The following is a 20706-nucleotide window of genomic DNA, read 5'->3' as shown; positions in this document are numbered from 1 at the left end:
AAGGAGGGTTTTTGTGAATTTACAAATCTTAGTCTTAGTCCTGGCGATTGTCCTGTTCGGAGTTCTGGCATTTAAACAGATGAGTGCTTTGATCCTGGCTCCGCTTGTCACGATCTTCGTGGTCATCTGCTCCAGGCTTCCAATCCTGGACTCGCTGAAAAACGCATTTATGCCTGCAGCATCCGACTATGTGACAAAGTATTTCCTTGTCTTCTTTGTCGGCGCACTTTTTGGTTCTGTTTACCAGTATACTGGAGCCGCAGAATCGATTGCCAGAGCGATCGCAGGCCTCTGCCGCGGGAAGTTCGTGGCACCGATCATCATGATCATCACCGGTCTTTTGACTTTTGGAGGAGTCAGTGGCTTCGTTGTATTCTTTGTTATCTATCCAATCGCACTGAATCTTTTCAAAGAGGCGAACCTTACGAGAAGGCTCATTCCGGCGGCAATCTCTGCCGGATGCTGGACCTGGTCCATGAGCGGTCCCGGCTCTCCTTCTATTCAGAATGTCATTGCCATGGATAACCTTGGTACACCGGCAACAGCCGCATTTGTACCATCCCTGATTACGACCGTGGCTATGTTTGCCATGATCTTTGTCTGGCTGGAAATGCGCGCAAGAAAATTTACAAAAAGGGGATATCGTTTCATCGATAAGTCCTTAAAATATCAGCTGAGTGAAGAAGAGATGGCCATCGATGAAGATAAAAGTCTTCCTCACGTTGCCATCGCCGTTCTTCCGATCGTTCTCATTCTGGTGCTCTTCAACATCGTGAAGCTCCCTGTGGAAACGTCTGTATTTGCAGGTGTCGCCCTGGCAACCATTCTGATGTTTAACAGGATCAAGGGAATCAACGAATGGATCAACGTTTTCAACAAAGGTGCTTCTGACTCCGGCGTTGCGATTCTAAATACCGCAATTGTTGTCGGTTTCGGAGGCGTAGTCCAGAAGACCCAGGGCTTTACCGACCTGGTTGCCGCTCTGAAAGATATGAGCATGCCGCCTCTGGTGTTTGTAATGATCACCGTGGCTGTCTGTGCAGGAGCCTGCGGTTCTGCTTCCGGCGGTATGGGGGTTGCCTTTAATGCTTTGAAGTCTACCTATATTAAAATGGGAATCCCTCTGCCTTATGTACACAGGATTTCTGCCATCGCAGCCGGTACTTTAGATACGCTTCCTCATCAGGGAGCGCAGATCACACTGCTCGGCATCTGTAAAATGACCCACAAAGAAGCTTACTGGGATATTGCGGTTACGCAGATTATCATACCATTTATATCCTGCGGAATATTTATTGTTTTAGCTTCTTTTGGATTATAAACTTATCTATAGAAGATCCGTGAAATACCGGATCTTCTTTTTAATTTTCGAGAAATTCTTTTAGTATCTTTTGGGCATCCCCCACGATTCCATAGTCACAGTATTGAAAAATAGCAGCATTCGGGTTGTTATTGACTGCGATCACAGTCTTTGCCCGGACTCCGGTCATATGCTGGATTGCACCGGAAATCCCAAATGCCAGATAAAGATCCGGTTTCGTAATGGAACCGGTCTGGCCAATCTGCTGCTCCGGCAGGGTCCACCCTGCATCCACACACGGTCTTGTGGAGCCCATTTGAGCGCCGATGCGGTCGGCAAACCGTTTCAGAAGTTCAAACCCTTCCGGCCCTTTCAGCCCCCGTCCTCCGGCAGCAATGATCTTTGCATCCTCCAGACAAATCTTTTGATCTCCTTCAAAAATAAAATCCAGAGTTTTTTTCTGCTCTTTGATATCCTCCAGCCAGTCTGCCGGAATCATAGTAATGTTCCCTTTTTTATTGTCCGTCTCATCAGATTTCTGAAAGACTCCAGGCTTTACAGAAGCGATTTGTACCTCAGCCTCAGGCATTGACACTACTGACATCTGCTTCCCGTCAAAGGCCGGTTTTATGGCAAGTAACCTTCCTGTCTCTCTGTCGATATCCAGGCCGACGGCATCTGTCATAACTTCTGTTCCAAGAGCTGCTGCCACAGAGGGGATCAGCGTCTTTCCAAATAAGGTCCCTCCTCCCAGAACAATATCTGGTTTTTGTTCCCGGATCATGACTTCCATCACCTTGCCGTGGACCTCCAGCTGTGCAGGCTCCAATCTTGGATGATCCATCGCTATGATCCTGTCCACCGGATACCGAAGGAGATCCCTGCAGATTCCCCGGATCCCGCTGCCTGCAACTGCCAGAAATAGTCTGGCGCCCGTAAAAGACGCAAGCCTCTTTCCCTCTCCTATCAACTCCAATGTCACCGGAACCGGCTTCCCATTTTGTATTTCTCCAATGATCAGTATCTTTCTTGATCTCTCCATACGACTCTCCCTCTACTCCAAAACGTCCTGCTCTCTCAGCACCTGATACAGCTTTTCTGCCAATTCCTGTTCATCTTTCCCATCCAGCAGCTTTCTTTTCTTCGGCGTTTCTTTTGGTGTATATTCTCTGACCTTTTGGATCATCCTTTCGGTCTCACTTTGTCCTGTTCCAAAAACGGGAATGGCTGTACTTTCCGCATAGGCTGACATAATATCTGCAACATTCGGATGCCTTATTTTCTGATTCTCCTTCACTGAAAGAACCAGTGCCGGCATGCTGCACTCTGTCTGTTCTGTCCCATTCTCTGACATGCACCAGTTATAGAGCTTTCCATTTGCTGCTTCTATTCTTCTGGAATACGCAATAAGAGGGATCTTTAGAAAAAATGCCGTCATAGCCGCCATATGTGCCGCATCTCCGTCGAGAGCCTGCCTGCCGCATAACACAATGTCAAATGCCCCTTCGGCCTCTATGGCTCTTGCAAGCAGCCTGGCGCTCTTCCGGACATTCCCTGTCCCGTTCCTTCCTTGTAAAACCAGGATCGACCGGTCAACGCCCCAGGTCAATGCCTCTCTTGCCGTCTTTTCCGCCCTGGACGGTCCGATGGTCATGACTGTCACCGTTCCTCCTTCTTCATCCCTCAGATTCAGAGCTTCCATCAGGACATTTTTATCGCTGTCATTGAGGCCTTCTGTATCCTGGTATTGATCCCGCTCTTCCTCCGGAGGTATTTCTTTTAAGTACACTAAGATCCTCATATTGGTTTCACTCCCTTCACCGACGTAATATTTTGTAAAAATTTCTTTAATATAAATTAAAGCTGACTCTTCAAAAATGCTGTACCCAAAAGGGCATCCCGTGTTTTATGCCCTTCGGGCTTGACGCGCTCCGCGCGATAAGGTATACTATGATAACCATACAAATTAGTTTGCATCCCATTAGTTCGTATGCTAATTAATTTTTACTGTTATAATATCACCATTCATTTTATATGTCAATCATAGAAAGAAAGGAATCTATTATGCCATTAATTCAAGTAGATCTGTTAAAACAAAACGATAAAGCGAGACTTAAAAATATTCTGGACACGATCCATCAGTGCGCTGTTGAGGCCTTTGAAATCCCCGAGCGCGACCGCTATCAGATTGTAAATCAGCATGAACCGGAAGAGATGATCCTGTTAGACACAGGCCTTGGATTTGAACGGACAAAGGACCAGATCGTCATCCGGGTCACAAGCAAACAGAGAACCCGGGATAAAAAAGAACTGCTCTATACTCTGCTCTGCCGGCGGTTAAAAGACCGGTGCCAGATCAACCCCCAGGATCTTCTTGTCTCCATCGTGGAAAACGGGGATGCGGACTGGAGTTTTGGGTTTGGAAAGGCACAGTTCCTCACCGGAGAACTTTGATTATTTTATAAATGATACCGGTCAACAATTAAACTGTTGGCCGGTATCATTGAATAGAAATCTCTTGATTATAACTTTACAGTTTTTCTTATAACATGCAATGCCATATTTTAAAATCTTCTGCATCCCATCTGCTAAGAGCCTGTCTGCATATCTATTTTTCTCAATCTGTTCTAATGCTTTCCTGCATTCAGCATCAAGATCAGCGTCATGGGCATATTTAACTTCAATAATAATTCTAACTTCTTCGTCATCAATCTCAACCTGAATATCATTATAGCCATCCCCTGACTCCTTGTTTGACGCTACACTCCACGTCTCTTTAAATCCTAAAATTTCCAACAGAATGCCGCGATAAAAATTTTCTTTTGTCTGTTTTCTTACAAATGTATTCCGAATACTAATTGTTTTCTTTAAATATTCTGTAAACTGATTTTCTACACCCCTGGCATCACCATTTTTCAACACTTTGCAGAATATATTTAATGTCTCTCCACCTTTACATACATTTTCCTTAAACAGTTCTATAATCTTCCTTGTAAATATCTTACGGATTTCCATATTGGGAATCACTAACTGAAAAGTATCACTCATTGCTTTCCCGCGCTGTGTCAGGTAACCTGTGGTAAATAAAACACTCCAGATATTATCTATGGAATCATACAATTCTTTATAGGTTAGTTCCTGATGAAGTTCTTTTGATACTGCTTCTCCCGCAACAAGCCTTTCAATCTCTCGCCAATAAAATTTCTCACAACATCATTGCCGCTTGTGTTCGACCAGTAATCTTTCGGAACAGCCGTTTTGTCTGCCCCCAGCTCGTCACAATAACTAATGACAGCCCACGGACAGTATACGTCAATACTTCCAAACCGATATCCGTCATACCATTATTACCTGTCACAATCCGCCCACTAAAACGCCTGATAAAGCACTGCGTTGGATAGCATAATGCTGCGCCGATCATCATTCCTAAATATGGGCTCAGCTTGAATTTCCCGGCACTATTATATCCGATCACAACCGGAAAGAAATAAAAAAGTATGGACCCAGGAGAAAAAAGGTCCATACTTTTGTAATGCAGATATTACACAATAACAATTCATTTTTGAGCCAGGTATTGGAGGGTTTGGCCCGGGGTATTCTTATTGTTTTTATTTTTAGGAGTTTCAGTGGCATAAATCTGCATTGATCTATATTTAAGTACGTTAAACGCACGTACTTACTACATTGTGATTACCACAGATTGCGGTAAATTTCTTTGACATCTTCCGCTGTGATGGCTTTTCTTGTGTTGGACGGGCTTCCGCTGTCCATGGCATCGTTGGCCATTTTGTCGATCACACCGAAAAATTCTTCTTTATTGATTCCATATTCCTCTAAGGAAGGAGTTTCAAGCTCATCGCAGATATCCACAACTGCCTGAAGGAATTTCTCACTGGCTGCCTGGTCTGTGTCAGTCTCAGCCGCCACGTTAATCGCTTTGCCAAGCTCGCCAAAACGGTCATAAGCCCCGTCCAGCGCATAGATAAAGCATTCCTTCAGCAGCATGGCATTGGAAAGTCCATGTGCCACATGGAACATAGCACCGATTGGACGGCTCATTCCGTGGACTAAGGTCACGGATGCATTGTTAAATGCAATTCCTGCTTCCAGTGCTGCTATTGACATCTGTTCTCTGGCTTCAACATTCTTTCCGTCTTTGAATGCAACCGGAAGATATTTGAAGATCCTTTTAATAGCAGAAAGCGCAAATGTATCGGATAATGGCTGTGCCAGCTTTGATGTATAAGCCTCTGCCGCATGAGTCAGGGCGTCAAGTCCTGTAGCCGCAGTAATCTTAGGAGGTGCAGTCATTGTAAACTGTGGATCGATGATGGCAAGATCCGGCATTAGAACAGCGCCTTTGAGCAGCATCTTGATATCATTTTTTGTATCTGTGATGATGGTAAACTGAGTTGCCTCAGAACCTGTACCCGCTGTGGTAGGAATTGCAACAAGTGTCGGTGTTTCCTCTGTGATAATCTTTCCCATGTAATCTGAAATCTGTCCGCCGCTGGTTACCAGTGCACCGATTGCTTTCATAGAGTCAATCGGGCTGCCGCCTCCGAGAGCGACAATAAAGTCACATCCTTCTTCTTTGTAAAGATTCAGTCCGTCTTCAATCATTGTGTCGGTCGGCTCACCGTTGATCTCGCTGTAGATCACATATTCAATGTTCTGGTTTTTTAAAACAGTTTCTACCTTTGCTGCGTTTCCAAGCTCGACCATCACCTTATCTGTGACGATCAGCGCTTTTTTGCCGAGAGTTCCTAACTTTCCTTCTGCCATATCCAGTGCACCCTCACCAGTATAAATCTGGCCCGGCGCGATAAATTCTCTTGCCATGTTCTTATCCTCCTATACTTTCTTATGATTTTCTATCTTAGAATTCTGCGTCATGAAGCCAAACGTAGCGTTCATCTTCATTTCTGTCTGTCTGAAGCCATGGGTTCCCTTCCAGATGACGGATCATCCAGCAAGTATACATCTGGTATCCCGGAGCCACTGCCTGAGGATGAAGTTCTCCCCCTGGAATCGCTGAAAAGCTTCCGTCTGTACTCTTAAATACCTGGTCTCCCACAAAGCTTGCCCCGAATCCTTCCGGATGGTCAAACAGGAAGTAATAAGTTTCCGGCTGCGGATGTCTGTGAGGAAGATATCCTGACCAGTTTCCGCGGTCATTTAAGACTTCACCTAATACCATGTTGGAGTATGGTGCAATGTCATGGTCAAAGATGGTATTGACACGGCGTTTCGCAACATTTCCGAACTTTCCTACACAGGAGTATCCCCAAGGAGCATCTTCCGGCGCATACAGTTTACTCTCAAATGTCTGGTCATTCATTGTGGACTGTACCAAGATTTCAGAGTCTGCCTTTGCTTCCACTGTGACTTTGGCTCCTGTGCAGATATGTACTGCCCAGGGTCCTTCTGTAAATACATCTTTTCTTGTGACTTCCCTGGAAGTTTCATCAAATGAGAATACGACATCCCCTTTTAGTAAAAGAACCGCGGTCTCCTCTTTTTCTTTGCAGAAGGTCTTCACATCTCCCGCTTTTAAGCGGAAGACGCGGATATCCATCAGCATTTCTTTATAATCATTGTCATATGTTGTTAAAACCTTTTCCCCGTTTGCATCAAACTCAGGATAGCCGAATACTTTACCCATTGTCATACCTCTTTTCTAATACTGTCTTGCGTTTCTGCGGCCTTCCAATACTCCTTCACATGCTTTCTGCACGCTTTCTTTCACAGAAGTTGTCGCAATACCTACGTTCCACCATGATTTGTAACCATCTGTCATTGTTTTCGGAATGACCTTCAGGTCGATCAATGTGGCTACGTCCTGTTTCTTAGCATCGATCAATGCTTCCTCAAGCTCTTTGATCGTTCTTACACTGTATGTCTTAAGTCCGTATCCTTCACCGACTTTTGCATAGTCAACCGGGATCAGATCGCCCTTGATCTCATTGTTTTCATCGCGGTATCTGAACTCTGTTGCAAGACTTCCCACTCCATGATTCATCTGAAGGTTGTTGATGCAGCCGAATCCACAGTTGTCAAATACGAGGATGTTGATCTTCTGTTTTTCCTGCATTGCTGTCATGATCTCACTGTGGAGCATCTGGAAGCTGGCATCCCCCACAACCACATAGGATTCATGCTCAGGCTCTGCCATCTTTACGCCGAGCGCTCCCGCCACTTCATATCCCATGCAGGAATATCCGTATTCTGCGTGATATCCGCCTCGTTTGTCTGTAGTCCAGATTCTCTGCATACAGCTCGGAAGACTTCCCCCTGCTGTCACAATATTAGCGTCTTCATCAATGACCTCACGAATCTTGCACAATGCTGCAGTCTGAGTGATAAGTCCCCCTGTAAGTTTTACGAATTCAGGAATCGTACGAGGATCTCTCGCTTTGATCTCCGGCTCAAAATCATCACCTGTATATTCAATGTTTGCAAGGCGGTCCATCTCTTTATCCCAGGCTGCCTTTGCGTCCTTGATCTCTGTTGTGTAAGCAGATTTGTATCCTTCTTCTTTCAGACTGGCAGAAAGAGCTTCTACTGTCACTTTTGCGTCTCCGACAGCTTTCACTGCATCCATTTTATATGCATGGTATTTGTTGTTGTTGATGGTTACCATTTTTACATCAGGGTTTTTGAACTGTCCTTTGGAGCCTGTTGTAAAGTCTGAAAGTCTGGTTCCCACTGCGATGACTACATCGGCCTGCTCAGCGATCGTATTTGCAGCCAGAGTTCCTGTGACACCGATTCCTCCTAAGCAGTAAGGGTGGCTTGACTTGCAGGCACTTTTTCCTGCCTGGCTCTCTCCGAACGGGATGTTAAAGTCTTCGCAGAACTTTTCTACAGTTTCTCCTGCCTCTGAATACTTCACACCTCCACCCACGATCACTAACGGATTTTTAGCTTCTTTAATAACTTTTACTATATCCTCAATCTCTTCTTTTACCGCGCAAGGTCTGGTGATCCTGTGTACGCGTTTTTCAAACAGGTAATCAGGGAAATCATAAGATTCTCCTTCTACATCCTGAGAAAGTGCGATGCACACAGCGCCTGTCTCTGCCGGATCTGTGAGAACACGCATAGCGTTGACCATGGCTGTCATCAGTTGTTCCGGGCGGATGATCCTGTCCCAATATTTACAAACTGGTTTGAATGCGTCGTTTGTTGTTGTAGAGAGACTATCGCTCTTTTCTAACTGCTGGAGCACCGGGTCCGGCTGTCTTGTGGCAAATGTGTCAGAGGGCACTACCAAAAGCGGGATATTGTTCACTGTGGCTGTAGCCGCTGCTGTCACCATGTTTGCCGCTCCAGGTCCTACAGAAGATGCGCAAGGGATGATCTTTCTTCTTCTGTTCTGTTTTGCGTAAGCTGTCGCCACATGGCACATTCCCTGCTCATTTCTTCCCTGAAGAACCTTTAAGCTCCCAGGATTGCTGTCCAGTGCCTCTCCGAGACCAACGGCGATCCCGTGTCCGAAGATTGTGAAGAAACCTTCTACAAATTTTGTCTCTTCCCCGTCAAATTCCACATACTGATTGTCAAGGAATTTTACAAGGGCCTGCGCTACTGTCATTCTGGTTGTACTCATTTTCATATCCTCCTATACTCTCGCAATCATTTCGCCATATTTGTCTTTTGTTTCGCGGATAAAGTCTTTGACTTCCTGAGGGTTTGGAAGTTCCTCAGAACAGGAATGGCTTCTCACCATCATGGCCGCTTCCGCACTTCCGAATTCCAGACACTCGATCATATCCCATCCCTCAAATACTCCATATAAGAAGCCAGATGCATATCCGTCTCCGCCTCCGAAGCCTTTTAATGCCTCAACCGGGAACGGTTTGATTGAATAGTCATTTCCGTCATTGGTATATGCCGTAGATCCTTTTTTGCCATGTTTGATGACAACGATCTTTGCATTTTCATTGTTCCAGGCCTGTGCAGATTCTTTGTCTGTTCTGCCCGGTTTTATCAGTTTTTCTGTCAGGTCAAATTCTTCTCTTGATCCCATGATGATATCTGCTTCTCTGGCTACTAAAGAATAGTAGATTGAAATCTCATCGGAATTTTTCCAATTATATTCTCTATAATCGATGTCAAAGATGATCTTTGTATCATTTTTCTTGGCAAGCATCACTGCTTTTAACACTGCTTCTCTGGATGGGCTCTGTGCCAATGCTGTTCCGGAAACCAGGATCGCCTTTGTGTTTTTTATGTATTCCTCATCGATGTCATCTACAGATAACTGTAAGTCTGCGATGCAGTTACGGTACATTAAGATGCTGCTCTCTTCCCTGGAGAGGATTTCTGTAAAGGTAAGTCCAAGCTTTTCTCCGTTTGTACATTTTGTAATGTGGGATGTATCGATCCCTTCTTTATCAAAGAAATCCACTACATACTCTCCAAACTGGTCATCAGAAACTTTGCCGATGAATCCAGCTTTCTTTCCGTGTCTCGTGATCCCCACTGCGATGTTTGCCGGAGATCCTCCCACATACTTCTTGAAGGTAGTGCACTCAGATAACGGGTGGAAATAATCTACCGGGTTAAAATCGATGGCTACCCTTCCGATGAGTACTAAATCCATTGGTCTTGTCTGGTCAAATTCAACATACTTCATAACTTTCACCTCAGTTTTGTTTTCCACGCACATTGCGTGTTATTTGCGTGTTTTATTATTTTCTTTGCTTTTTTCAAATGCGTTTTATGTGCTTTACTTATGTGCTTATAGTATCACGCACGCCATTTATGTGCAAGCACTTTTTATAAAAAAGATTGTTTTTGATACATTACACAAATGTATACAGACTTCTTAGTCATTATTGCACAATCGTTTGACACGCATATGCACGCAAAAAAAAGAAGAGCAAGACACTATATTTGTGTTTCACTCTTCTATCAAACTGACAGTATACCTTATCGTGCGTAGCACGCCTATCCGGAGGATATAAAATACGGTGTGCCCTGCGCGTATATTTTTTAATATTGTTTATGGATCCTGTAATTGGTGTAGGAAGCGGCAATCTGCGCCAAAGGCTTTTTGTGCTGTACCTGTTTGATGATTTGATACCTCACAAGGTCATAAACTTCAAACCGTTTTCTGGTGTCCTCCGGGTTTCCGTAAACCTTCCAATACCCTGAAAACAGATAGCTGTGCCCCTGATGTCGGATAAATCCTTTTACATCACACAGCGGGTATCCAAGAATCAGACCCAGTTCATGGGGAAATCCTTTTCTACCGTTTTTGTACTCCCAGTAGTTTTTACAAAAAACCGTAAACATGTCATTTAGCTGAACAGAATCATATCCACAATCCCTCATAAATATTTGATGTTCTCTTTTCATCAGATATTGTTCAAGGTCTTGTTCCCTGTACAACAGCCAGACGCACCGTTTCGCATCGGCATATAACAGTCTGTATTGAATTCCAGTGTCTTTCAGCGCCTGCGTCAGGGAAATTGTTTCTTCCCTGTCCAGAGTCACCGCATTTGAAGGTTTAACTCCGGCAAACACCTGCGCACAGTGAGCCGCAATCTTCATCTGCACATCATTTTTATATGTGATCCTGCCAAGCTCTAATCGGCAATTCATCCGGCCGCTCCTTCCTTTGGTTATTAGTATAACCTTAGGATGGACACTTCCGAAACTTATTATGTATGAGTTTTTCTTCATTATCTCCAGTCATCTCTGGAAAGGTCTCCTTCCGGCAATGAAGAAAAACTCTCGTAGGATAGCACCTTTTGGCTTGCGGTAACCTAATCCGGCAGATACTACGTCCATGTTCTACATGATTGGAGTGAGGCATTCTAAGAGCCGAACGGAAATCATGTGGAACATGTCACACATTGTATTTGTTCTTGATCTTTATATCGGTATAGATATGGTCCTTCTCCGGCAATTCTCCTTTTTGGATCATGTTATAAAGCAGGTTCGGAGGCCTGTAACCCTGTTCGTAGCCTTCCTGGTCAATCAGAAAATCATACCGGTCTTCTTTGAGGGCTTTTGTATTCTTAGGCGTAGCGTCATAGACTATGACATATGGCCTCTTATCAAGCTTCAGCTTCTCAAAAGCCAGGCATACTCCAGCCTGTCCGCCGGATGCCACAAAGACTCCGGCCAGATCCGGTGCAATGGCCATTGTATTTTCGATGATCTTTTCCACTTCCTTTGTCTCATCAAAGCTGCTCTGGACGCCCAGCAGTTCCATTTCCGGATAGGAATTCTTGATCTCCTGCACGAAGCCTTCCACACGCAGACTGTTTACACTGTTGGTAAAGAATCCCGTGATCACGAGGACTTTGCCCTTTCCTCGTGTCAGCATTCCCATGAGCCCTGCGGCGGTTCGCCCGCTTTTCTTGTTATCCAGTCCCACAAAACATGCACGCTTGGTGCCCACGATATCGGAGTTAAATGTGACCACTGGGATCCCCTTTTCCTCCATTAAGCGGTTCAGCCGTTCCCTGACACACTCTGACTGCACCGGCATGATGGCAAGGCCGTGGATCCCCTCCGCTTCCAGTTCGTCAATGGCTTTTATCTGGGCTTCTTCATCTACGGATTCAATATCCTTCAATAAAAGCTCCACTCCCAGATACTCAAGCTCCCGCTCTGCATCACGGATCCCCGCTTTAACAGGGATCATAAAGGAGGCTTCTGAGAGCTGGGTGATGACCCCTATCTTTATATTTTTGTCCGCTTTCTGCGTGTTCTTTTTTGTCTTCCTGTTAGAATGATAGTCTAATTCTTTGGCGATGGCCATGATCCGCTCCGCCACTTCCGGCTTGATTCTGCCCCGGTTATTAAGCGCCCGGTCCACGGTTCCCCGGGAGACCCCGGCACGCTCTGCAATTTCTTTGATTGTTCCTGCCATGTGCTTTCCTCACTTTTCCTTTTTATTTGACACATTGCACGCATTTGTTTTATTATAACCGCGCATTTCTGAAAAGTAAAGCAATATCCCATTCGGGCATTGCAAATGTGTCATAAAGGGATTATAATTCGAATATATTGACAATACTCATCAAGTATAGAAAGGGGTTTTTATATGAATCAAGCAGCAATGTTTCAACTAAGCTACGGTTTGTTTGTACTGTCAGCAAAAGACGGAGACAAGGACAACGGTTGTATCGTCAACACAGTCCAGCAGGTCACGACCACACCGAACCGTATTTCCGTAGCAGTCAATAAAGGCAATTACACTCATGATATGATCCGGGACACCGGTTCCTTTAATGTATCCATCCTGTCCGAGGAGGTTCCCTTTGATATTTTTAAGCATTTCGGATTCCAGAGCGGCAGGGATGTTGACAAGCTGAAGGATTTCTCCGGCTATGACCGTTCCTCCAACGAGATTATTTATTTAAGTCAATATGCGAACGCATTTCTCAGCGCTTCTGTGGCAGAGACAGTTGATCTGGGCACACACACAATGTTTATCGCCGATGTCACAGACGGAGAAGTCTTATCAAATATACCTTCTGTTACCTACGCATATTATCACAAGAATATCAAACCCCAGCCGCAGGAAACAAAGAAAACCGGCTGGCGCTGTAAAATCTGCGGATATATTTACGAGGGTGAAGAACTCCCCGCCGATTTTGTATGCCCGATCTGTAAACACGGCGCTTCTGATTTTGAACGAATCTAGCTGGAATAGGGTTGCTCTTACAATAAAATACCTCTAAAGCAGACACGGCAGACAGCCAAAACTGCTTTAGAGGTATTTTTATATTTCTCGGTTCAAAACCAACGTTTCAATTGCCTTGGCCACTCCGTCACTGTTGTGATCGTCAGTTATATAATCGGCAATCTCTTTCATCTCATCACTGCCGTTTTCCATGACAACCCCGATCCCTGCCGCCTCGATCATCTGATAATCATTTTCCGCATCGCCGCAGGCCATAATATTTTCTTTCTTTAAGTCCAGGTGCTCCATTAGATGGGCCAGCGCATCACCCTTATTGCAGGAATGAAGAGAAATCTCCAAATTATTCTTTAAGGAAGCCACAACAGCATATAAACCACATTCTGTCAGTTCCTTCCTCGCCTTTGCCCGTTCTTCCTGGTCTTCAAAAAACAGCGTCATTTTTTCTGAAGTTCCGCCTTCCTTTTGGATAAATTCTTTTAAATCCTCTACCGGCGTCCTGGAGGCACGGATCATCTCCTCGGAATACTCTCCCAGATGAAATGATTCCAGCCTATAAAGCTCTTCTTTATAACAGTATACCTTTCCATCCTTTGCTATGCTCCGGAAAGCATGGTACGGTTTGACCGCTTCCAAAAGCTTGAGGATCTGATCTGTGTCAAACTGGTTTTTGTAAATCAATCTCTGTTCGTGTAAATCATAAACCCTGGCCCCATTGCTCAGAATGCAGTATCTTAATCTCTTAAGATCCGTCAGCTCCTTCGGAAGCCCATTCACTGACCGTCCGGTAGCCGGGACGATCTGGATCCCTCGGTCCATTGCTTCTTCTAATACTTTTACTGTCTTTTGTGTCACTTCCTTCCGGCTGGTCAGAAGTGTCCCGTCCATATCCATGGCGATCAATTTGATTTCTTGTTCTTTCATCCCGTCCCCCACTGTTCCTTTCAGCATGTTTTATACCCTTACATTCTTGTACTTCACGCGTTAAGGTTGCTTGTTTCTGCTTTATTATACCTCAGAAAAAATGTCAGGAAAAGACCTCCTTGATGATAAAAGTATGGACTAAAGTTATTAGCATTAAACTTTATCACAACTTACCAATTGCTTCTTTTCAATTTACTCATAATATACTATAATAAAACAAAGCTTTTATTTTTATGGCCAGACTGGGCCTAAATTTGAATAAACGAGAGGGAGTTTTCATATGCGTACAAAACGAATCGATGAAATAGAACAGTATATCACAAAAGAAAAGTCGGTTTCCTTGGATACCTTATGCGAGGTTTTCCAGGTCTCCAAAAATACGATCCGAAGAGACATTGACACGCTTGCAAAAGCAGGAAAAATAAAAAAAGTGTACGGAGGAGTCACATTAAATGACACTCTTCCGTCGAAAAAGCTGCTTCCTTTTGCAGAACGCCACGAAAAGTTCGTAGAAGAAAAGAAGGCCATCTGCCGCCTTGCAGCCGATCATATTGAGGATGATGACATTATCTATATCGACACCGGTACAACCTGCCACAATATTGTGGATTATATTTCAGAGAAACGCTGCACCATCATCACCAACAGCCTGCAGGTTTCCCTGAAAGCCCTTCCTTATAAGAATCTGACCGTTATTTCCCTTCCAGGCTACTTAAAAAGGGAAACCCTCTCCTTTGTGGATGCGAAGATCTCTGAGTATCTTAAAGCTTTTAATATCAGCAAAGCCTTTATGGCATGCACCGGCCTTTCCATTGAAAACGGCCTGACAAACGCGTCTGAGGAGGAATACCGGGTAAAGGAAGCCGTCGTCTCCAACAGCATGCAGCGATATGTGCTGGCAGACCACTCAAAATTCGGCATCTTTTCTCTGATGACTTACTGCCCGCTGGAAAAGATTAATTATATCCTCACGGATCAGCTTCCCAAGGAAGAGTATACAGATTTCTGCCGTTCCAATTCCATTACAGTGGAAACCATTGATTAAAGGTCCTGTATCAAGTGGTCAAGGACAGCGCCGGACAAAACCGGCTCTGTCCTTTTTTATCATAGTTAGAAATAATTTCTCCTATCAACAACCAAATAAAAATAGTCTGGAAGAGATCATAAACCGCGTTGTAGATCATCTTATACCTTATCGCGCAAAGCGCGTTCACCCGAAGGGTATAAAATGCGGGATGCCCTTTTGGGTATACCTTATCGCGCAAAGCGCGTTCACCCGAAGGGTATAAAATGCGGGATGCCCTTTTGGGTATACCTTCCCAGTCATTACCATAATATTGATATGTCAGAAAAAGAGCAGGGCTAATGACCATATTCCCTGCTCTTCACTCGTCAATTTAACTAAATACTGTCTTCATGATAGACATCACTTATAATTATCTGTGTTTTTCAATATATGACAAAATAACATCTGCCGCTTCTTCAAAACTGATCTTCCCCATGTTCAGCGCAAGATCATAGTTTGTCACATCGCCCCACTTCTGCCCCGTGTAATAATTGTAGTAGGATTCTCTAGTCTTATCTTCCTTTTTGATGTCAGCCATAGGAACTTCCCGTCCCTCGGCTTCTGAAAGACGCTTCTGCCTGAATTCATCATCTGCATAGAGATATACAGAAGTTACATTCTCAAAATCTTTTAAGATATAGTCAGCGCATCTTCCGAGAAAAACGCCGGATCCATAGCCTGCCAGCTTCTGTATGATCTTTCCCTGTTCTTTGTACATCTGGTTATACACCGGAATATGGCCTGGAGTTCCCATCATGACACTCAGTCCTTCCATATATTTTGAGCTCTTCTTGTAGTTCAGCTCCTCCATGGCCTGCTCATCCAGGGAGTCAAATCCAATCTTGTCTGCCGCAATGTATAAAATCTCTCTATTGTAATACCATACCCCAAGTCTGTCTGCCAAAATCCGCGCTACTTCGGTTCCGCCGCTTCCATGCTGACGGCTGATCGTGATCAATGTTTTTTCCATTTTTCGATTCCTTTCTGATTTACTTTTGCGGGTATACCCGAAAGGGCATACCATAAGATACCCATCTTATTTATGACTTATCACTATTATTGCTCTTGATTTTCTGTTTTCGCTCTCATTATACTCAATTAGTCCCCAGAATACTATAGTAAATTTTATTTTTAGTGAATTGATCATTCTTTATGTAAAAATCAGTCCGTCTCTTGTCAGGTTTATACAATACTTTATTTTTCAAATGAAATAAATCCGCAGTCGGTTGGGTGATCCAGGATCAGCCCATTTTTATGCTTCAGAAGATAACATCCGATGGTAAGGTCCCCGCCTGCAGACAGCATATTCAGGACTGCAAGCAAAAAAACCGTATTATTGGGAACGATCATGGAAACTGCAAAAAGGCCCAAACCTAATACACAGAAAGGCAGATATAAGCCCACCGAATAACTGCCGAACTTCAACGGCTCTCTGCAGTGGCAGTATGGAGTCAACGAACTCCACATCACACCAAATGCAATACTTTTCCATCCATCTTTACAATTCAGACTCCACCCCAAACCATGAAGCAGTTCATGGACAAATATGGCTGCAAAAAATAGTGCAAAAAAGAAGATCAGATTTCTTCCATTCATGGTCCACCCACTTTCTCCCCAGCGAATGAAATATAGTATATAAGCTGCAATACAGATTGGTCCGGCAGTAGCAAACGCCAAAACATTGGCCCTCAGCACAGAAATGATCCCGGAGGATTCCTTGTACCCTGCCTTTTTCATTTTTTCTCTCTGACTTTCAAAATTTTCAATCCGTTCCTGCTTTTTGTCTCTTTTTTTATCCAACATTTGCGATATCTCCTGTCCAATGTTCCTTTTTCTAAATAATTTTTTGTATTCTCCTTTTAATCTACCATAATGATTAAATATTGTCTATAATACTTGTAATCTATGAGTCGATAGCTTATAATAAAAACAATGATAATATTACGATAAATTATTGATAAGGAGTGATGATTTGATACAGATCAAACCTGTTTCTGACTTAAGAAATAAGTTTCCCGATATAGAAAAATTGGTCAACAAAGGGGAGCCTGTGTATCTTACAAAAAATGGTTACGGTTCTATGGTAGTTCTTAGTCTGGAGGCATATTCCAATCTAACAGACGGTTTAGAGACTGCTCTTTATAAGGCTGATGCTGCCGCCCAAAATAACAGTAGGCGTTATTCACATGAAGAAGTTTTTGAAGGGCTAAGAAGGAAAATAAATGACTGATAGCAAATATAGTTTGCGGTATCTCCCATTATTTCTAAAAAGACATCCTCAAAGTTAAATACAAACTCTGAGGATGCCTTTTTATTATTCTTATTTTCTTCTCTTTTCAATGTACTCAAGAATTAACTCTGCACAGTTTTCAGGGCTGATTTTCGTCATATTGACAGCCAGATCATAATTCTGTACGTCGCCCCATTTCTGTCCAGTGTAGTAGTTATAGTAAGATTCTCTTGTCTTATCTTCCTTCTTCAATTCAGATTTTGTAATCTCGCGGCCTTCCGCCTCAGACAGATGACTTATACGGAATTCATCATCTGCATAGAGATATATTGTATAAACATTATCCATATCTTTCAGCACGTAATCTGCACATCTTCCAAGAAAGACTCCAGAGCCGTATCCGGCAAGCTTGCGGATGATCTTGGACTGTTCCTTAAACATCTGATTGTAGACCGGAATGTGTCCCGGTGTTCCCATCATGACACTCAGTCCCTCCACATATCGGGAGCTTTTTCTGTAATTCAGCTCTTCCAGCGATTTCTCATCCAGATCATCCACGCCGATCTTCTCAGCAGCCATATACAGGATATCTCTGTTATAGTACCAGACATCCAGCTTGTCCGCCAAAACCTGTGCAACCTTTGTTCCATCACTTCCGTACTGGCGGCTGATGGTGATCAATGTTTTTTCCATAGTTTCTCCTTTCCAATCTCGGTTTCAGAAAATTATCATAATATATTCATAATTTGCAACAGTTCCCTAACAATATTCAACTATATTATAAATATATATTCTAATTATACTCAATTTATTACCAAAAGTCTATCTCTTTTCCAAATTCCCGACTTTGTATACAGATAACCGATGGGAAAAACGTTTTCTATAAAAGAAACAAAAGCAAGCTTGCTTTTGTTTTATGTCTGTCCTTTTCTCTCACTGCGGACTTCCCTCGGTGTGCTCCCATAGATTTCCCGGAACATTTTAATGAACAGTTTATAATTTTTAAATCCATGCTTCTCAATCAGATCCATGATCCCCTCCTCCGTGTTGCAGATATCATAGTATATGTGCAGCAGACGGACCTGGTTGACATATCTTGAGAAAGACACTCCCATATTCCTTTTAAAAAAGCGGCTGAAATACTCACGGTTTAGGTAAAAATGGGAAGCGATCTCCTCCAGCGGGATCGGATCTCTGTAATGCTCTTCAATATAATCCGTGATCTCACCCAGACGTTTTAAAGCTCCTTCCTTCTCTGCGGTCCTCCCGGTATCCTCTTCCCCAAAATGATTCAGCAGCTCATACAGGATCTCCATAGCGACTGCCTGGCTTTTTAGCTCATATCCCACGGGCTGCCTCACATACAAAAGGGGAAGCTTACGCAAAAGTCCGCAGACCGACTGGTATTCCTTTTCTTTTCCATGCTCCGCGCTCTCCCGGCTGCAGGACAGGCGGAAGCTGTCAATGTCCTTGACGTAGTTCTTCATTCTTTTCCTGGAAAACTGGATTATGATCATCATGGAGACTTCCGCACACTTCATCTCATGGATTTTATTGGAGTCAACGACCAGAAGATCCCCCGCTTTTGTGAGATGCTCTTTCCCGTCAAAGATCACGGATCCCGTGCCGTTCAGCACATAGATCAGCTCGATGGCCGTATGCCAATGGGGAGGGGTATACTGTCCCTTGTTAGTCCAATATTTGATATCTATACCTGTCTTTTCAAGTCTGTAGAGTGTTTCATACATATGTCAGCGCTTTCCTTTCCTATCACCCAGCCTCCTTGTCAATATTGCCCTAAAAACTGGTCAAAAAATCATCTAATCAATCCTTGTATACAATGATATCATAGGAACCGTAAAAGAAAAACATCATTTAAGAAAGGAGGAACCGATATGACAAATACAAAAGCAGTACAGATGAATGCAGCAAACTCTTCTCCAGCCAATACAGCAAAACTGTCCTTGAAGGAGAAAGTGAAAAAATATTTAATTGATAACTGTGACATCATCAGCGCCGGGATCACCGCAATGAACGGCGGTCATTACTATATCCCACCGAAGAAAAGAATGTGAGGTACACGTGCAGAACGATGAAACAACCAATGAACCAATGAAAGAGTAAAACAGCAGGTATGATCCATAGGATACCTGCTGTTTTGCCGTCTATTTATTTTACTTTCTAATAGGGTCTCCCACCATCAGTTTTCTGATCACCCCGAGAAGGCTTTCGTATCCTCCCAGGAACTGGCTGATGGTCTTTACAAAGGCTCCGTAATGTACAAATTCTTCTGGTTTCAGGCCGTCTTCTTCATATGCCATGATAAAATCAGGGATCTTCTTCAGTTCATTTAGATATTTTTCGGGAACCGGGCGGCTCATACGCTCTTTTACTTCCACGTCGCTTCCGTTGATCTTCTCCTGCCAAGGCTGTGTGATGGTGAGCACCACGTCTCCGCCGATAAACTCTGACCAGTGGAAATAATTCCTGTACGCGGCAGCCAGAAGTCTTGTCTTATATCCGCGTTCCTGATAGATCTTATATGCATTCTTGAATGCTGCAACTCCCGCATACTCTAATGCGCATGGATCCAGACACAGATTGTCCCGTTTCACTGCTTCTTTTACCCAGTCATCCGTGCGTCCCACCATGATGGTGCACACCGGTGTTATATTCTCGTTAGAAAGTCCCGCTTCTTCTCTCCGTTTTAATCCGCGCTCTACTGCCTCTGCCACTGCTACGGCCTGTGCCACAGTGAAGGATACAGTGGCGTTGATACTGATACCGGCGAAGGTAGCTTCCTCAAATGCCTTGATTCCCGCTGCGGAAGTCGGCATTTTAACCATGATATTCGGTGCCAGGTCCCCGAATCCGATTGCCTGTTCTGCCATTGCGTCTGCGTTTCTGTATAATTTTGCATTGGTCTGGATGGAGATTTTCCCTTTTTTATGATTTGTCTTTTCATAGACCGGATTAAGAAGTTTTGCTCCGCGCACTGCCATCTGTTCGATCAGGCGCCATGCAACCTCCTCCTCTGTTGCGTCCGGCATTTCATCGATCCACTTTACAAGAGTATCTTCCCAGAGATCCATCTCCTGATTTAATACATTTCCTACGATCACAGGATTGGTGGTAGCCCCGGTTGCTCCACGGTCGATGGCATACTCCAGTTCTTTTACCGCACAAGAATCGTTCCAATATTCGGTCTGTGGGAATTTTTCATTAGTTTCAAACAGTTTTCCTTTTGCATCTGACATAAAGAAGACTCCTTTCATGAGAAAGTCGTTGGTTACATAATGATTATATATTAGTATATTTAGATAATATTTTCAATATTTATTCCGAATTTTAACCAAAATATTATCAGCTCATTCACATGAACCTTTTCTTTTTCTCCAGAAACACAAGAATTCTACACCCGAAGGGTATAGAATACGGGGTGTCCTCTGGGTATAAGATTTGTTTATATTTCATTTAGAATTGTTTATTTTCTATCCATTGTTTCCTACGGTAATCCTGCT

General features: G+C 43.7%; 22 protein-coding genes. 6 read left to right on the top strand and 16 right to left on the bottom strand.

All coding sequences use genetic code 11. The annotated features are described in order from the left end of the window. Window positions 1-13 precede the first annotated feature (13 nt). Entirely contained in the window at window positions 14-1321 is a 1308-nt protein-coding gene (locus P8F77_RS05755) for a GntP family permease (RefSeq protein WP_024728149.1), read from the top strand. A gap of 40 nt (window positions 1322-1361) precedes the next feature. Here P8F77_RS05755 and P8F77_RS05750 read toward each other — a convergent pair whose 3' ends face one another. Then, window positions 1362-2342 carry an electron transfer flavoprotein subunit alpha/FixB family protein gene (locus P8F77_RS05750; protein WP_034549674.1) on the bottom strand — a complete coding sequence of 327 codons (981 nt, stop codon included), beginning with the start codon at window positions 2340-2342 and terminating at the stop codon, window positions 1362-1364. A gap of 12 nt (window positions 2343-2354) precedes the next feature. Next, the gene (locus P8F77_RS05745) at window positions 2355-3101 is read right to left on the bottom strand and encodes an electron transporter (RefSeq protein ID WP_024728150.1); all 747 of its coding nucleotides are present in this window, start codon (window positions 3099-3101) and stop codon (window positions 2355-2357) included. Window positions 3102-3364: 263 nt separating this feature from the next. On the opposite strand from P8F77_RS05745, the gene P8F77_RS05740 reads away from it, so the two are divergent. Beyond that, entirely contained in the window at window positions 3365-3754 is a 390-nt protein-coding gene (locus P8F77_RS05740; RefSeq protein ID WP_024728151.1) for a tautomerase family protein, read from the top strand. Between the two features lie 21 nt (window positions 3755-3775). On the opposite strand, the gene P8F77_RS05735 is transcribed toward P8F77_RS05740, so the two are convergent. From P8F77_RS05735 to P8F77_RS05700, 8 genes are all read right to left on the bottom strand, one after another. Beyond that, window positions 3776-4348 (bottom strand): PD-(D/E)XK nuclease domain-containing protein, encoded by a 573-nt coding sequence (locus tag P8F77_RS05735; protein ID WP_330625644.1) that lies wholly within the window; start codon window positions 4346-4348, stop codon window positions 3776-3778. A 157-nt stretch (window positions 4349-4505) separates the two neighbouring features. Next, a complete protein-coding gene (locus tag P8F77_RS05730) occupies window positions 4506-4823 on the bottom strand; it encodes a hypothetical protein (RefSeq protein ID WP_347256409.1) in 318 nt (105 codons plus the stop codon). Between the two features lie 167 nt (window positions 4824-4990). Beyond that, complete coding sequence (locus P8F77_RS05725) at window positions 4991-6142, bottom strand: iron-containing alcohol dehydrogenase (protein WP_024728156.1); 1152 nt, start codon at window positions 6140-6142, stop codon at window positions 4991-4993. 37 nt (window positions 6143-6179) lie between these two features. After that, window positions 6180-6965: a 5-deoxy-glucuronate isomerase gene (locus P8F77_RS05720; RefSeq protein WP_024728157.1), complete on the bottom strand. Its 786-nt coding sequence runs from the start codon at window positions 6963-6965 to the stop codon at window positions 6180-6182. Between the two features lie 15 nt (window positions 6966-6980). After that, window positions 6981-8918: a 3D-(3,5/4)-trihydroxycyclohexane-1,2-dione acylhydrolase (decyclizing) gene (gene iolD / locus P8F77_RS05715; protein ID WP_024728158.1), complete on the bottom strand. Its 1938-nt coding sequence runs from the start codon at window positions 8916-8918 to the stop codon at window positions 6981-6983. 6 nt (window positions 8919-8924) lie between these two features. Then, on the bottom strand, window positions 8925-9941 hold the full coding sequence (iolC, locus tag P8F77_RS05710) for a 5-dehydro-2-deoxygluconokinase (RefSeq protein WP_287518622.1): 1017 nt from the start codon (window positions 9939-9941) through the stop codon (window positions 8925-8927). A 359-nt stretch (window positions 9942-10300) separates the two neighbouring features. After that, entirely contained in the window at window positions 10301-10912 is a 612-nt protein-coding gene (locus P8F77_RS05705) for a DUF3793 family protein (RefSeq protein ID WP_024728160.1), read from the bottom strand. Between the two features lie 247 nt (window positions 10913-11159). Next, complete coding sequence (locus P8F77_RS05700) at window positions 11160-12191, bottom strand: LacI family DNA-binding transcriptional regulator (RefSeq protein ID WP_287518620.1); 1032 nt, start codon at window positions 12189-12191, stop codon at window positions 11160-11162. Between the two features lie 174 nt (window positions 12192-12365). Here P8F77_RS05700 and P8F77_RS05695 point away from each other — a divergent pair, with 174 nt between their 5' ends. Beyond that, a complete protein-coding gene (locus tag P8F77_RS05695; protein ID WP_024728162.1) occupies window positions 12366-12968 on the top strand; it encodes a flavin reductase in 603 nt (200 codons plus the stop codon). Window positions 12969-13046: 78 nt separating this feature from the next. Here P8F77_RS05695 and P8F77_RS05690 read toward each other — a convergent pair whose 3' ends face one another. Beyond that, complete coding sequence (locus P8F77_RS05690) at window positions 13047-13889, bottom strand: Cof-type HAD-IIB family hydrolase (RefSeq protein WP_024728163.1); 843 nt, start codon at window positions 13887-13889, stop codon at window positions 13047-13049. A 280-nt stretch (window positions 13890-14169) separates the two neighbouring features. On the opposite strand from P8F77_RS05690, the gene P8F77_RS05685 reads away from it, so the two are divergent. Continuing rightward, window positions 14170-14934 carry a DeoR/GlpR family DNA-binding transcription regulator gene (locus P8F77_RS05685; protein ID WP_024728164.1) on the top strand — a complete coding sequence of 255 codons (765 nt, stop codon included), beginning with the start codon at window positions 14170-14172 and terminating at the stop codon, window positions 14932-14934. A 391-nt stretch (window positions 14935-15325) separates the two neighbouring features. Here P8F77_RS05685 and P8F77_RS05680 read toward each other — a convergent pair whose 3' ends face one another. Then, entirely contained in the window at window positions 15326-15925 is a 600-nt protein-coding gene (locus P8F77_RS05680) for a cytidylate kinase-like family protein (RefSeq protein WP_024728166.1), read from the bottom strand. A 224-nt stretch (window positions 15926-16149) separates the two neighbouring features. Next, window positions 16150-16758: a DUF3267 domain-containing protein gene (locus P8F77_RS05675; RefSeq protein WP_095142876.1), complete on the bottom strand. Its 609-nt coding sequence runs from the start codon at window positions 16756-16758 to the stop codon at window positions 16150-16152. Between the two features lie 169 nt (window positions 16759-16927). Between P8F77_RS05675 and P8F77_RS05670 the strand changes: the two genes are divergently transcribed. After that, complete coding sequence (locus P8F77_RS05670) at window positions 16928-17185, top strand: type II toxin-antitoxin system Phd/YefM family antitoxin (protein WP_024728182.1); 258 nt, start codon at window positions 16928-16930, stop codon at window positions 17183-17185. A gap of 90 nt (window positions 17186-17275) precedes the next feature. Here P8F77_RS05670 and P8F77_RS05665 read toward each other — a convergent pair whose 3' ends face one another. Together P8F77_RS05665 and P8F77_RS05660 are read right to left on the bottom strand one after the other, a co-directional pair. Then, a complete protein-coding gene (locus tag P8F77_RS05665) occupies window positions 17276-17878 on the bottom strand; it encodes a cytidylate kinase-like family protein (protein WP_034549691.1) in 603 nt (200 codons plus the stop codon). Between the two features lie 221 nt (window positions 17879-18099). Next, the gene (locus P8F77_RS05660; RefSeq protein WP_024728183.1) at window positions 18100-18933 is read right to left on the bottom strand and encodes an AraC family transcriptional regulator; all 834 of its coding nucleotides are present in this window, start codon (window positions 18931-18933) and stop codon (window positions 18100-18102) included. Window positions 18934-19080: 147 nt separating this feature from the next. Here P8F77_RS05660 and P8F77_RS05655 point away from each other — a divergent pair, with 147 nt between their 5' ends. Further along, entirely contained in the window at window positions 19081-19260 is a 180-nt protein-coding gene (locus P8F77_RS05655; RefSeq protein ID WP_024728184.1) for a hypothetical protein, read from the top strand. Between the two features lie 99 nt (window positions 19261-19359). On the opposite strand, the gene P8F77_RS05650 is transcribed toward P8F77_RS05655, so the two are convergent. After that, on the bottom strand, window positions 19360-20442 hold the full coding sequence (locus tag P8F77_RS05650; RefSeq protein WP_024728185.1) for a transaldolase family protein: 1083 nt from the start codon (window positions 20440-20442) through the stop codon (window positions 19360-19362). Window positions 20443-20706 lie beyond the last annotated feature (264 nt).

The sequence above is a fragment of the Anaerostipes sp. PC18 genome, assembly GCF_039789045.1.
Taxonomy (GTDB): domain Bacteria; phylum Bacillota; class Clostridia; order Lachnospirales; family Lachnospiraceae; genus Anaerostipes; species Anaerostipes hominis.
Note: the sequence above shows the minus strand (reverse complement) of the source record. Positions and strands in the feature narration are given on the sequence as shown.

Bases quoted from the DNA above. Each gene is read 5' to 3' on its own strand.
- P8F77_RS05750 (WP_034549674.1), bottom strand. From the start codon at position 2,342: ATGGAGAGATCAAGAAAGATACTGATCATTGGAGAAATACAAAATGGG.
- P8F77_RS05745 (WP_024728150.1), bottom strand. From the start codon at position 3,101: ATGAGGATCTTAGTGTACTTAAAAGAAATACCTCCGGAGGAAGAGCGG.
- P8F77_RS05740 (WP_024728151.1), top strand. From the start codon at position 3,365: ATGCCATTAATTCAAGTAGATCTGTTAAAACAAAACGATAAAGCGAGA.
- P8F77_RS05735 (WP_330625644.1), bottom strand. From the start codon at position 4,348: ATGAGTGATACTTTTCAGTTAGTGATTCCCAATATGGAAATCCGTAAG.
- P8F77_RS05730 (WP_347256409.1), bottom strand. From the start codon at position 4,823: ATGGACCTTTTTTCTCCTGGGTCCATACTTTTTTATTTCTTTCCGGTT.
- P8F77_RS05725 (WP_024728156.1), bottom strand. From the start codon at position 6,142: ATGGCAAGAGAATTTATCGCGCCGGGCCAGATTTATACTGGTGAGGGT.
- P8F77_RS05720 (WP_024728157.1), bottom strand. From the start codon at position 6,965: ATGGGTAAAGTATTCGGCTATCCTGAGTTTGATGCAAACGGGGAAAAG.
- iolD (WP_024728158.1), bottom strand. From the start codon at position 8,918: ATGAAAATGAGTACAACCAGAATGACAGTAGCGCAGGCCCTTGTAAAA.
- iolC (WP_287518622.1), bottom strand. From the start codon at position 9,941: ATGAAGTATGTTGAATTTGACCAGACAAGACCAATGGATTTAGTACTC.
- P8F77_RS05705 (WP_024728160.1), bottom strand. From the start codon at position 10,912: ATGAATTGCCGATTAGAGCTTGGCAGGATCACATATAAAAATGATGTG.
- P8F77_RS05700 (WP_287518620.1), bottom strand. From the start codon at position 12,191: ATGGCAGGAACAATCAAAGAAATTGCAGAGCGTGCCGGGGTCTCCCGG.
- P8F77_RS05695 (WP_024728162.1), top strand. From the start codon at position 12,366: ATGAATCAAGCAGCAATGTTTCAACTAAGCTACGGTTTGTTTGTACTG.
- P8F77_RS05690 (WP_024728163.1), bottom strand. From the start codon at position 13,889: ATGAAAGAACAAGAAATCAAATTGATCGCCATGGATATGGACGGGACA.
- P8F77_RS05685 (WP_024728164.1), top strand. From the start codon at position 14,170: ATGCGTACAAAACGAATCGATGAAATAGAACAGTATATCACAAAAGAA.
- P8F77_RS05680 (WP_024728166.1), bottom strand. From the start codon at position 15,925: ATGGAAAAAACATTGATCACGATCAGCCGTCAGCATGGAAGCGGCGGA.
- P8F77_RS05675 (WP_095142876.1), bottom strand. From the start codon at position 16,758: ATGTTGGATAAAAAAAGAGACAAAAAGCAGGAACGGATTGAAAATTTT.
- P8F77_RS05665 (WP_034549691.1), bottom strand. From the start codon at position 17,878: ATGGAAAAAACATTGATCACCATCAGCCGCCAGTACGGAAGTGATGGA.
- P8F77_RS05660 (WP_024728183.1), bottom strand. From the start codon at position 18,933: ATGTATGAAACACTCTACAGACTTGAAAAGACAGGTATAGATATCAAA.
- P8F77_RS05655 (WP_024728184.1), top strand. From the start codon at position 19,081: ATGACAAATACAAAAGCAGTACAGATGAATGCAGCAAACTCTTCTCCA.
- P8F77_RS05650 (WP_024728185.1), bottom strand. From the start codon at position 20,442: ATGTCAGATGCAAAAGGAAAACTGTTTGAAACTAATGAAAAATTCCCA.